The following is a 13,169-nucleotide window of genomic DNA, read 5'->3' on the forward strand; positions in this document are numbered from 1 at the left end:
CCGTCACGAGTTGTACGTGCCGCAGAAGGCGATTGAGATGCGGGGGCAAGGTTTACCCTTATTGAGTTATGTTACCGTGCCGTTTATGGCACGGGCATTGTTCGTCGTGAACTTGTCTCGATTTAACGCAGGGTCGCCGCAGGGAAATATGCCTGCAATCTGCTGTACTCTATCTCGCGCCTTCCGGCAGGGATCCATAGAAAGCGGTTGGCGATAGATGATTTCGGCAAAAGACGATCGGTGGCGCGACTGGCGCGCGAAGATGCTGGCCTTCGTTGTCGACCGGCCGCGTATCCAGCGCCAGATGGCCGCCGTCGCCATCGACGGATCGCTTTGCATCGCGGCAGTATGGATCGCCTTTTCGCTCCGGCTCGGCGTCTGGGAGCTGTTTTCCCAACCGATCCTGTCCTTCGCAGCGATCGCATTGCTGTTCTGGTATCCCATTGCCTGGAAAACAGGCGTCTACCGCTCGCTGATCCGTTTTTCCGGCGCGCGAACGATCACCGACCTGGCGATCGCCTGCGCGGCGCTGGCGGTGCCGCTGTTCATCGTCTGCGTCGTCTTCCGCCTTCCCTTCGTGCCGCGCACGCTCTCGATGCTGCACCCGATCATTTTCCTGCTTCTGCTGGGTGCCAGCCGCATCGCCATACGTTTCGTGCTTCTCGACCTGTTCAAGGTTGTGTCGGTCAATGCCCGCCGCGTGCTCGTTTACGGAGCGGGCCGCGCCGGACAGCAATTGGCGCTTTCGCTTCGCCATGAATCGCAGGTCCATCTCGTCGGCTTCGTCGACGACGACCTGCGGCTCGACGGCCAGCGCCTCGACGGCGTGCCGGTATTTGGCGCCAACCGTCTGAAAGAACTGCTCGAAGATACCGATATCGACGAGGTGCTGCTCGCCATCCCCAGCGCTTCGCGCGCACGCCGCCGCGAGATCATCGACACGCTGAAGAATGAAGAGGTCTATGTCCGCTCGCTGCCCAATCTGACCGGCGTCATCGAGGGGTCGGTGACGGTCAATGATTTGCGCGAAATCCAGATCGAGGAGCTTCTCGGCCGAGAAACCGTCGCAGCGAACCAGTTGCTCATGAGCCGCACGACGGCCGGAAAGATCGTTCTCGTGTCGGGTGCCGGGGGCTCGATCGGCAGCGAGCTATGCCGCCAGATCCTGCGGTGCCGGCCGGCGCGCCTCGTGCTGCTCGAACAATCCGAATATGCCCTGTATGCGATCGAGCAGGAATTGACCGAACTGATGCGCGAACTGGCGATCGACGTACCGCTCGTGCTCGAACTCGCAAACGCCTCCGAACGCTCGTCGATGTCCCGCATCTACAACTATCATAAGCCCGAAACCGTGTTTCACGCCGCCGCCTACAAGCATGTCCCGCTGGTCGAGGCGAACCCGATCTCGGGGCTGCGCAACAATATCATGGGGACGTTGCACAGCGTGGCTGCGGCCGAGGCGGTCGGTGTCGCCAACTTCATCCTGATCAGCACCGACAAGGCGGTGCGGCCGACCAACATCATGGGTGCCTCGAAGCGCGTCTGCGAACTGATCCTGCAGGCCCGTGCCGAGCGGCCCGACGTCAAGACGGTGTTCAGCATGGTCCGATTCGGCAATGTGCTGGGATCGAGCGGTTCGGTCGTCCCGCGCTTCAAGGCCCAGATCGAGGCCGGCGGCCCCGTCACGCTGACGCACAGGGAAATCACGCGCTATTTCATGACTATTCCGGAAGCCGCGCAACTCGTCTTGCAGGCGAGCGCCATGGCCAAGGGCGGCGAGGTGTTCGTGCTGGACATGGGTCAGCCGGTGAAGATTTTCGACCTCGCGACCAGCATGATCCACCTGTCGGGGCTGAGCGTGCGCTCGGCCGACAATCCCGATGGTGACATCCAGATCGTCGAAACGGGACTTCGGCCCGGCGAGAAACTCTATGAAGAGCTGTTGATCGGCGACAATCCTGAAAAGACCAAGCATCCGCGCATCATGCGCGCCCGCGAAAGGTTATGGCATTGGGACGATTTAGAGCGCGAATTGCAGAAGCTCGACCAGGTGATCCGTGCTAGGCCGTAAACTCATAAACTGACTTGCGCGGCGCGGGCGCGGTTGATTCAAGGCTTCGGGAAGGAGCTTTGGATGACGCGTCGTAGATTTGAACTGACCGATGATGAGTGGCTGGTGATCGAGCCGTTGTTGCCGAACAAGCCTCGCGGGGTTCCGCGTGTGGATGACCGGCGGGTCATCGACGGGATATTGTGGCGCTTTCGCACGGGCAGTCCTTGGGCTGATATTCCCGAGCGCTATGGCCCACATACCACCTGCTACAACCGTTTCGTGCGCTGGCGCAAAGCCGGTGTGTGGGACCGCCTTCTCGAAGCGGTGAGCCAAGCCTTCGACGGCGAGTTGGTCATGATCGACAGTTCTTCCATCCGGGTCCACCAGCACGGTGCGACCCTAAAAAGGGGGACCCAAATCGCTGCATGGGACGTTCCCGGGGCGGTTTGACAACCAAGATCCATGCCCTGGTTGATGGTCGCGGCCTGCCGATCCAACTGCATCTGTCCGAAGGCCAGGCGAGCGATTGCCGTGAGGCCGAGAGGCTGCTGGCCGCCGTGCCGAACGCCACCACCTTTCTCGCCGATAAGGCTTATGACAGCGATGCCATTCGCAGTCAGATCACCGCGCAGGGTGGCTTCGCCAACATCCCAGCCAAGCGCAATCGTCGCAAAGGCTTCGCGTTCAGCAGCTTCCTGTATCGCTACCGTAATCTGGTCGAGCGTTTCTTCGGGAAACTCAAAAACGCCAGAGGCTTGGCCACCAGATACGACAAACGAAGCGATAACTTCCTCGCTGCCATCAAGCTCTTCTGCACACGCCTATGGATCGCCGCTAATGAGTCTACGCCCTAGCGGCCACAGCGCTGCCGCGGTGCAGATCGTCAGCCACTTGGTTCCCGAGTTCATCCCCGACGCAGCGTGGGTCGAGCGACTGAACGCGAATGTCGGCTGACACATGGGTGTAAGATACAGAAAATACGTTGACAGCATCACCATGGGCTGGTTGCCCCACCGCGATCCGAACCATTCATCCCACGGCACGCTTGAAAAGCTTTCATGATCCCGGAAACACTTAATCGCTACGATTTCATCATCACTGGCGCGTCGGGCAACATTGGCCGTCATTTGCTTCCCATTCTCGCGGAGCGCGGCAGCCGGATCTTGGCGGTGGGTCGCAACGCTGCCGCTCTGCGTACGCTCTATGACAGCTTCGAACTCATCGATGCCACCGACTATGATGGCCTCGCCGATCAGCAGGAATGCGACACGCTGATCCACCTTGCCGTGCGGAACAATAACCAAACGGGGTCGCTCGACGATTTCACTCGCGTCAATGTCGATTTTTCAGTGAGGGTGTGCGAGCATTTCAACCGGATGGAGGGCCGGCGCTTGGTCAATATAGCGTCGGTACAATCACTCGATGACGACAATATATCGCCCTATGCTGTCAGCAAAGATTTGGCACGTAAGCGTATGGTCGGGGTCATAGGGAATCGCCTCGACAATGTGTATATCGGCTATTTCCATGATAGCCAGTATTTCGGAGAGAAGTTGAGTTTCCTCGCCCGGGCGGGCAGCTTAGGCGGCCTGCTGTTCGGACTGTTCAAGACACTTAAGCCAGTGACGTCGGCGCAGAGCCTCGCCGATTATGTCTGCGGCCCTGCAATGGAACTTGCAGTCCCGACAATCCTGACGGACGATCAGTCGCGGTCGTGGATCTATCGTACCGTGACCCGCATGCTCGATCTCCTCGTCGCGGTCGGCATTCTTTTGGTATTGCTTCCTATATTCGCCGTGCTGTGGGCGCTGATCCGTTTTGACAGCCCAGGACCCGCGATCTTTGCGCAAACGCGTGTCGGGCGAGGACAGGCGCCATTCACGCTGTACAAATTCCGCACCATGAAGAGCGGCACCGCGGCCGCTGGCACGCATGAAGTCAGCGTGAGCGCGGTCACGAAAATTGGCAAATTCCTGCGCGGTACCAAACTCGATGAACTACCGCAGGCGATCAACCTCCTGCTGGGCCAGATGACGCTTGTCGGTCCGCGTCCCTGCCTGCCGGTACAGGAAGAGTTAGTTAACGCACGACAAGCATTGGGCGTTTACCGGATAAAGCCGGGCATCACCGGCTTTGCCCAGATTCGCGAAATCGACATGAGCCGCCCGCACGAACTAGCCGAAGCCGATCATGTCTATATGAAACTTCAATCGGTGCTGCTCAATTTCAAGATCATCCTGCTGACAGCATTCGGCCGTGGTGGCGGCGACCGGGTCGCTTCGGCGTAAAAATCATAAAGGACAGCGGCGCGCCATGCAGGTCAGCGACAAAAGCATCCTCTTTTTCGTCGGCGATGCACCGTTTTTTGTATCGCACCGGCTGAATCTGGTGAGCGGCGCGGTGGCCCATGGCTATCGCGTTACTGTTGCTTGTCCAAACCATCCCGCCGCCATCGAAACAATCCGCGCGAACGGCGCGGACTGGGCCGAGTGGCAGGTCAACCGCGGCGGAACCTCCATCTTCGGCGAAGCGGTATCTCTTCTCCGCGCCTTCTACATCATCCGTCGCATCCGTCCGACACTGATCCATGCAATCGCGATCAAATGCATCCTTCACGCCGGCATCGCATCAAAGTTCCTCGACGTTCCCATCGTCGGCGCAGTGTCGGGGCTTGGATATGTCTACACGGGCAGCGGTGGCGGGGTGAAGGGGGTATTGCGGCGCGCGATCAATAAGTTCATGAATTTCGGCCTCAACCGCCGCAACGCCAGCTTCATTTTTCAGAATGGCGATGATGCGCGAATGGTGGAATACGCGGGTCTCGATCGCGTGTCGGTTTACCGGATCGGCGGCTCGGGCGTCGATCTTGGCAAAATTACAATGCGACCTCATCCCACAGGTGCCGCAACAATTGTTGGCCTGCCTGCACGGCTGCTCCGCGACAAGGGCGTTTATGAGTACATCGAAGCAGCGCGCATCTTGCATCGCCGAGGCCGCGATGCGCGCTTCCTGTTAATCGGCGATCCCGACAGGACCAATCCCACGTCGGTCAAACCGATCGAGCTCGACGCGTGGGTTGCGGAAGGCGTCGTCGAATGGATACCGTACACCGCCGACATTGCCTCGGCATTGGCCGCGCTGCACGTCGTGGCCCTACCTTCGTATCGCGAGGGATTCCCAAAGACATTGATCGATGCCGCTGCCGCAGGCCGTGCATCCGTAACGAGCGATGTTCCCGGCTGCCGCGACGCCATAATCGAAGACGTGACTGGTCTGCTCTGCCCAGCGAAAAACAGCGATGCGCTTGCTGATGCGATCGACCAATTGATCCGCGATCGCGCATTGTGCATAAGCATGGGCATCGCAGCGCGCGCGCACGCAGAGAATAATTTCGACCTCGACAGAGTAACGCGCCGTCACCTGGAAATCTACCAAGAACGCATCAAGGCTTACTGAAGGCCTCGCGCAACCCCCAGCAGGCGATCAGGCATTCTAGCTTAGAAAATCCTTTCCCGGCCAATAAAAAACGAGATATTCATGCGGCATATTGACGGTGGCCGGGTCTATAAGATTTGGCTGTACGACGCAATTGGCAGGGACGATCGACTTGCGCGCATTCTGTCGGACGGTCTCCGCGCAAATGAGTCGGAATGGGACCACCCCGCCCGTATCGTCCGGCGCGATCCAGTCCACAAAACCCCGTTTCACCTTCACTAATGTTTCCAATGGCCACCGAGTTGCGCTATTGGCCGCCTCGCGATTCTGAGAAAGGTATATCAACCGAATAATCCGATCCGATATCTCGCGCAGCATGACACTGACCGCCCGCCGGGCGGCGACACACAATCTCCCGCTTCAGCAATGGATTCACATATGACCACGGAGCAAGTCAGCCCTAGGCCTACGAACAGGCGCGTGCTCGTCACGGGCACTGCAGGCTTTATCGGATTTCACTTGGCATCGCTTCTGCTGGCCGAAGGCTTTGAAGTTCATGGCTATGATGGATTGAGCGATTATTATGACGTCAACCTGAAACGCCGACGCCATCAGACGCTGCTCCAGAATCCTCGCTTCACCGCTACCGAAGCGCAGCTTGAAGACGAAGAAACCCTGTCGCGCGTTGCCGAGGAATTCTCGCCCGACGTCATCGTCCATCTCGCGGCGCAGGCGGGTGTCCGCTATAGCCTTGAAAATCCGCGCGCTTATATCGACAGCAATGTCGTCGGCACGCTCAATGTCCTTGAGATCGCCCGCACGCTCAAGGTGGAGCATCTACTGATGGCGTCGACGTCGTCGGTATATGGCGCGAATGAGGAGATGCCTTTTACCGAGACGGAAAAGGCGGACACTCAGCTTACGATCTACGCCGCCACCAAGAAGGCGAATGAGAGCATGGGGCATTCCTATGCCCATCTCTGGGATCTGCCGATCACCATGTTTCGTTTCTTCACCGTCTACGGACCATGGGGCCGGCCCGATCTGGCGCTCTATAAATTCGTCGACGCGATGCTGGATGGCCGCCCGATCGACATTTACAACAATGGCGACATGTACCGCGACTTTACCTATGTCGATGATCTGGTGCGTGCCATTCGCCTCCTGATCGATGCCGTCCCGGTTCGCCCGGCCAGCGCCGATGACATCGAGGAAGGCGACAGCCTTTCGCCAGTCGCGCCCTTCCGGGTTGTCAACATCGGCAATTCCGACAAGGTGCGGCTGCTGGATTTCGTCGATGCCATCGAGGCCGAACTGGGGATCGAGGCGATCCGCAATTACATGCCGATGCAAATGGGCGATGTCCCGGCGACATGGGCCGACGCATCGCTGCTGCAGCGTTTGACGGGGTATCGCCCGCAAACCGATTTCAGAGATGGAATTGCGAGATTTGTCGCTTGGTTCCGCGATTATTATCGAAAGTGACACACATGGCTGCGACATCGGATTGGATGGTCAACGTGAAAATTGCCGTTATCGGGCTGGGATATGTCGGGCTACCACTGGCGGTGGAGTTCGGGAAGAAGTTCCCGGTTACGGGCTTTGATATCAATCGCAGCCGCATTGCGGCGTTGCGCGACGGGCGTGACGACACGCTGGAAACCGACCGCGAGGAACTCGAAGCGGCAAAGTTGCTGACCTTGTCCAACAACTCGGACGATCTGCGCGACTGCAACATCTTCATCGTCACCGTCCCTACCCCGATCGATCAACACAAGCGGCCCGATCTTCGTCCCTTGATCTCGGCGTCGGAAACGGTCGGCGCGGTCCTGAAGGCGGGCGACATCGTCATTTATGAATCGACTGTCTATCCGGGCTGCACGGAAGAGGATTGCGTGCCGATCCTGGAACGACGGTCGGGGCTGGTCTTCAATCGCGATTTCACCGTCGGCTATTCCCCTGAACGGATCAATCCGGGCGACAAGGAACATCGCCTGCCGACCATCCGCAAGATCACGTCGGGCTCAACGGCAGATACCGCCGAGCGGGTCGATGCGCTATATGCGAGCATCATCACCGCGGGCACCTATCTTGCTGAAAATATTCGCGTCGCCGAAGCCGCAAAAGTGATTGAGAACACGCAGCGCGACCTTAACATCGCGCTGATCAACGAACTTGCGATCATCTTCAACAAGATGGGGATCGATACACAGGCCGTGTTGGAAGCTGCTGGCAGCAAGTGGAATTTCCTTCCCTTCCGGCCCGGCCTGGTTGGTGGGCATTGCATCGGCGTCGACCCCTATTATCTGACGCACAAGGCCGCCATGATCGGCTATCATCCGGAAATCATTCTGGCCGGACGCCGGCTCAACGACAATATGCCGTCTTATGTCGCGAGCCAGATGGTAAAGGTTATGTTGAAGCGTCGGATCCAGATCGAAGGCGCCCGCGTGCTGGTTCTCGGCTTGTCCTTCAAGGAAAATTGCCCCGACCTTCGAAACAGCAAAGTGGTCGATTTGGTCCGCGAATTGACCGAATTCGGCATCAACGTCGACGTCTTCGATCCGCTGGTCGATCCGGATGAGGCATTTGAAGAATATGGCATCCGGCCAATCGATACGCCGAAGCCGGCATCTTACGACGGCATGATCGTCGCCGTCGCCCATTCGGACTACAAGTCGGTCAAATTGGATGACCTGCGTTCGCTGGGTAAGGATAATTGCATCGTCTATGACCTGAAATATGCCCTGGGTCGGCACGAGGCCGATGCACGTCTTTGAGAAAATCTGCGCCGACACGGCCGCTACCTCTTTCTATCGAAGCGCTCCGGACCAGCGCGTGAAGAGCGGCACGCAATACATTAGGCATGGCATAAGGCGCTCCTGTTCCGCAGTGACTGCGGCTGGACGCTGCGAATGACCACTCCAGCGCGGGCGCTGTTCATATTCCTCACCGACGAGATGGGCGGAGCGGAGCGTCTGACGCGGCTCATGGCCGTCGAGGCAGCGAGGTCGGGACAGGTCGGACAAGTCCATTGCCTCATTCTCGGCGGTGCTCGCAGCGGCAGCCTCGACGATCTGGAACAGGCGGAAGGGATCGTGCTGCATTACCGTATGGCGGCAGGGCGCCTTCGGAGCCTGGCGGCGCTGTCCCTTTTTCTCCGCGGCACCTCCTATCGACTGGTTTTCAGTTCCCTTCTCCACGTCAATGCCTTGTCCAGCTTGCTGCGGCAGTTGAAATGGTTTCGTACCGACCTGCTGGTCGCCCGCGAATCGACGACTATATTCGATCGTCGCTTTGGCAGGTGGGACGGGCTTATCCGTCGTCTCTATTGGTTGTATGGCGCACAGGACTCGATCATTTGCCAGACTGAAACGATGCGAGATTCGCTATCACGCAATCTGGCCGGCAAACTCGATCATCTGACCACCGTCATTCCCAACCCCGTCGATCTCGAACGCGCACGCGCGGGCCGCGACGCTCCCCTTCCTGCCCTGCCTCGGAATATCGGCGAGCGGGCAACAAGGCTGATATGGTGCGGGCGCTTTGCCCGGGTGAAGAACCCGCTTCTTGCCGTGAAGTTGATTGCCTGTCTCCGCGCCGGCGGGCGCAGCGACGTGCATCTGATCATGGTGGGCGACGGGCCCGAGCGGTTCGCGGTCGAAGAAGAAATCGCGAAATCGGGTTTGAACGACCATATCACCCTCACGGGCTATTGCGACAACCCGACGGCGTTAATGGCACAGGCTGACGTCGGCTTGATCACGTCCGAGATCGAAGGTTTTCCCAACGTCGCGCTCGAGATGCTGGCGTCGGGCATCCGGTCGGTAATTTCCACCCCCTGCACAGCCGAATTGGTCACCATCCCGGGCCTGCGCCTGTCCGATGATCATCAACCCGCTTCCCTGACCGCGATACTTCTCCCAATGCTGGACGGATACCCACGTGACCAGACGATCGATGCGTTTTTGGCCGAACGCGGTCCACAAGCCTATTTCGCTGCCCTTCTAAAATCCACCCGGCCCGAATATCGTCGCCCGGTGTCGAAGAACGCGTCCCCGCCCCCCAACGGTCATGGATGATCCGCGATATGTCGCCCCTGCTCAGCATCTGCATTCCCACATTCAATCGCCGCGACAAGATCGCGCGTCTCGTTGCGGAAATGCTTCGGACGCCGGGGCCGTTCGAAATTTGCGTCCATGTCGACGGGTCAACTGACGGCAGCTTTGAAACGCTGCGTCAGTCGGACGATCCACGGCTGCGTGTCACCTATTCGGAAAACGCCGGACGCGCCCGATCACTGATGATCGCAATGGAAGCGGCTACCGGCAAGTTCATCATGCCGTTCGACGATGATGACTGGTTATACGCTGCCGGCTTGCAAAATATTCTCGATGATTGCGCCTCGCCTCTTCCGCCGACTGCTACCGGCTATATCTACCATCTAGACGACGAGGACGGAAACCGGGTCGGCACCGCCTTCCCCGACGGCAGGAATAATTTTCTTTCCTTGCGCTGCGACCATGACGTACGCGGCGACAAGAAAGAGGTCGTTTTGACCGGCGACTTGCGCGCTGTCGCCTATCCGTCCAATACGCCTCATCGGCGCATTCCCACCTCCTATCTGTGGTCCCGGCTGGCACTGACAAAGGATGTCGTTGCCCGAAACATCAGTGTAGGCCGCAAACATTACTTACCCGGCGGGATGTCGGAAAACATTGCCTCCCTGAAGATAAAAAACGCGTCCCCGATGGCGGAATTGCAAAAAGTTCACATTCAAGGATATTTTAAGAAGAGATACAGGAGCAAAACCCACTTCGTGAGATGTGTAACACTATATTTTTCTTATATTATTGCTTCATTTTTAAATAGAAAATAGACATGATAAAGTCCCAGATAGAAGCAATATTCTTAAGAGCTGCCCCCGGCCTTATAAACATATTTGTCCTTTTTCTGTTAGGTAACCTGCTGTCGACGGTGGGCTATGGCTTTTTCTCTCTGGCGGTTTCGGTAACCAGCTTCGTTTCCATTCTGCTATTCGGTCCGTTGCAATTTTCCGCGGTATCGCAATTTGCCAAGGAAACTGCGGCCGGGCGCAAGGAGGAATATGAGGCCTCCTATATCGGCTTGGCGCTCCTCCTTGCATTGGCGGCCGTTTTGATCGGACTGATCCTGACGATGTTCGGGCTGATCGGCACGGCCCACATCTTCGCCGCCATATCTTTCGGACTATATAGCGTCCTGATCGAGCTGTTGCGTGCGAGGCTGAAGATATGGACATATGGGATAGTGTCCCTTCTTCAATCCATTCTGTATTTGGGGTTGGTTTTTGCCTTCGTCGGTCAGAAGGCATCCCACATCATTGCCTTGAACAGCTATTCCGCCAGCTATGGAATTGCGGCACTGATTTGCCTTTTCCTGATCGGGGTCCCGAAGTTGCGTATGTTCAGGATTTCCAGCCTTCACGATTCCTTGAAGATCGGTGGCGGCTACATCGTAAGCAACATGGCCGAGCAGCTTCTTTACCTTGGTACGCGTTATATCGTTCTTCTATTTGGCACGCCTCATTTGTTGGGCGTTTTTTCCTTCTGTGTTGACCTGGCACAACGCACGGTGGGCTTCCTGATTAATGCCGCCAGCTTTGTTTTCGTCCCGCTGGCCTTTCATCAACTCGCCGCGGGAGAAAGCGGCCAGTTCGGAAAGACGCTGAAAAAGGGTGCCTATACTTCGTTCGGCTTGAGCATCCTCGCCTTCATCGCCATCCTGATTGCGCAACGCTCCGGCGTCTTGCCCTTTCTGAACAATGATTTGTTTGACGAGATTACATTTGCCATCGTCTCGATGGCGGTCGTTTTGAACCGGCTCAAAAAGTTGACCGTCGATCCATTTGCGATGCGGGCGAACATGCCCGCTGCACTGGCAATCGGCTATATTATCGGAGCGCCGCCTGCGCTCATATTAACCGCAATCGCCTATCGAGCCGAATTGCCTTATTGGGGGGCGCTGGGCTATGCCAGCGGCTATCTGGTGGCGATCTGGCTGACGGTGCTCTATCTGAAGAAAAAGCAGATACTCATGGTTTCGAGGCGATCATTGGGTTGGCGCAACCCGAGCGACACGGGCAAGAGCCGGCCCAGCGACGGGACCAAAAATTCATAGTCCGGCGCCGGGCTTTCGAACTCGTCAAATGCGGCCCCTTGGATTGCGGTCACCACGGACGAACCTATCGCGATCGTTCCGACTACCGGCGCGACAAGGCGCCGCCGCGCAGCGATAAGAGTCACCACCTCGACGAGAAGGCGAGCCACCTCCGGCAGGCGCCAAAAACATTAGCTGCGGCGCACCGTTCCTTCAGATATTCGGGACGCGCAATGCCCCACCTATGCGTTAGTCGCGGCCGGGGCGAAATCTCGCTGATCGCTGCGCATCACACCGCTATATCCCAAAATCAGGACAGCCCAAGGCAGGCCCAGCAGAAAATAGAACGGTGTTTTGAACGCCGCCGCAATAAGCGCACAATAAAGCAAAAAGGGCAGAATTCTGAATGAGTTGCGCAGGGCAGGTACAAAAAGGCCAAAGAAGGCGGTGATGAGCGATATTGCGAAGAACAGAAAGCCCACAAAGCCCAGCTCGATCAGCGAGGAGAACAGTATGTTGTGGGGCCTCACGCCAAGGTCGAGCACATCCAGCGACACCGACGGCCCGACGCCGAAGAAACTCGGGTTGGCTATGAAGAAGTCCAGCGCGGCATCGTTGAGATAGCCGCGAGAACTCTCGAATTCTCCGGTAAAGCCTGCGCCCTCGCTCAACAGGATAGAACTAAGAAACCCGCCTATGCGAGCTACGCCGCCACTCTCGGACGCCGTCATCGTGGCCAGAAACTTGGCCAATACTTCGGTATCAACCGCCAGAAGCGCGACCGAGGCTGTTAGCCCCAGAATCGCCACGACGGAAAACCGCTTCACCGACGCGATCGAGATAAAGGCAATATACATAAAGAAAATCAATACGACAGAGACAAGCGACCCGCGGGATCCCGATACGAATATAAAAAGGATGGAGCTGACTATCACCAATAGCGGGACGATATTTTTCCTATAGTGGAAATTATACAGTGCAAAAGCAAAGGCGAAAGCCTGGAATACAGCCGCGCCGTTCGATTGATCGAACAACCCCGAGAACCGGTCGGAGCCCGTGAAGCCAATGCCGGTGACGAACAGGACCGTCTGTATCACATTCAGCGCCAAGAAACCCCAGCAGGCGGACGAACTCCCCCACAGCTTCTTCTTGCTCATTGCATCGACGATCGCCAGGCCCTTTAGGATCGACAGCGCGAGCCCGCCGATCAGAATGAAATTCTCATTGTTTTCGACAGCATTGGCGATCCCCGAGACAGCGACGATCACCGACAAAGTTACGAACAAAAAGACTGCGATCGCAAAGGGTCGGATTAACACTTGTCCGCTGATCAGGCGCGGCAGCAGATAAGCCGCTGCCACGACATCAAAAGGCGTGACAATCCAGACAATCCTCATGAAATCCAAAGGGAGGAGAAACATGACGGCGGACGGAGGCAGCATCGCTTATCGCTCTTTACCGTAATTCCAGCAGAATGCGGCCACGCTTCTGCATGAATGATGTTGCGGCATCGCAGGGATCGATATCCGTAACTCGACCTGCG

General features: G+C 57.5%; 10 protein-coding genes. 9 read left to right on the top strand and 1 reads right to left on the bottom strand.

Annotation, left to right across the window (positions count from 1 at the left end):
- Positions 1-217: 217 nt before the first annotated feature.
- From LH19_RS21880 to LH19_RS21930, 9 genes are all read left to right on the top strand, one after another.
- On the top strand, positions 218-2,071 hold the full coding sequence (locus LH19_RS21880) for a polysaccharide biosynthesis protein (RefSeq protein WP_082396031.1): 1,854 nt from the start codon (positions 218-220) through the stop codon (positions 2,069-2,071).
- 63 nt (positions 2,072-2,134) lie between these two features.
- Positions 2,135-2,907, top strand: a protein-coding gene (locus LH19_RS28190; RefSeq protein ID WP_145923346.1) for an IS5 family transposase whose coding sequence is annotated in 2 segments (ribosomal slippage) — positions 2,135-2,453 and positions 2,453-2,907 — 774 coding nt in all. Because the reading frame shifts where the segments join, the coding sequence is not laid out codon by codon here.
- 204 nt (positions 2,908-3,111) lie between these two features.
- The gene (locus LH19_RS28195) at positions 3,112-4,341 is read left to right on the top strand and encodes a sugar transferase (RefSeq protein ID WP_082396034.1); all 1,230 of its coding nucleotides are present in this window, start codon (positions 3,112-3,114) and stop codon (positions 4,339-4,341) included.
- Between the two features lie 25 nt (positions 4,342-4,366).
- A complete protein-coding gene (locus LH19_RS21900) occupies positions 4,367-5,509 on the top strand; it encodes a glycosyltransferase family 4 protein (RefSeq protein ID WP_145923565.1) in 1,143 nt (380 codons plus the stop codon).
- A gap of 417 nt (positions 5,510-5,926) precedes the next feature.
- A complete protein-coding gene (locus tag LH19_RS21910; protein ID WP_054731839.1) occupies positions 5,927-6,973 on the top strand; it encodes an NAD-dependent epimerase/dehydratase family protein in 1,047 nt (348 codons plus the stop codon).
- 5 nt (positions 6,974-6,978) lie between these two features.
- Positions 6,979-8,268 (top strand): Vi polysaccharide biosynthesis UDP-N-acetylglucosamine C-6 dehydrogenase TviB, encoded by a 1,290-nt coding sequence (gene tviB / locus LH19_RS21915; RefSeq protein ID WP_234715999.1) that lies wholly within the window; start codon positions 6,979-6,981, stop codon positions 8,266-8,268.
- Between the two features lie 135 nt (positions 8,269-8,403).
- Positions 8,404-9,570: a glycosyltransferase gene (locus LH19_RS21920; protein ID WP_054731840.1), complete on the top strand. Its 1,167-nt coding sequence runs from the start codon at positions 8,404-8,406 to the stop codon at positions 9,568-9,570.
- Positions 9,567-10,367, top strand: a complete 801-nt coding sequence (locus tag LH19_RS21925) for a glycosyltransferase family 2 protein (protein ID WP_054731841.1) — start codon at positions 9,567-9,569, stop codon at positions 10,365-10,367. Before LH19_RS21920 ends, LH19_RS21925 begins: the two co-directional genes overlap by 4 nt.
- A gap of 2 nt (positions 10,368-10,369) precedes the next feature.
- Complete coding sequence (locus LH19_RS21930; protein WP_145923566.1) at positions 10,370-11,647, top strand: lipopolysaccharide biosynthesis protein; 1,278 nt, start codon at positions 10,370-10,372, stop codon at positions 11,645-11,647.
- A 221-nt stretch (positions 11,648-11,868) separates the two neighbouring features.
- Here LH19_RS21930 and LH19_RS21935 read toward each other — a convergent pair whose 3' ends face one another.
- Positions 11,869-13,068 (bottom strand): O-antigen ligase family protein, encoded by a 1,200-nt coding sequence (locus LH19_RS21935; RefSeq protein WP_054731843.1) that lies wholly within the window; start codon positions 13,066-13,068, stop codon positions 11,869-11,871.
- Positions 13,069-13,169: the final 101 nt, after the last annotated feature.

The sequence above is a fragment of the Sphingopyxis macrogoltabida genome (assembly GCF_001314325.1).
GTDB lineage: Bacteria > Pseudomonadota > Alphaproteobacteria > Sphingomonadales > Sphingomonadaceae > Sphingopyxis > Sphingopyxis macrogoltabida.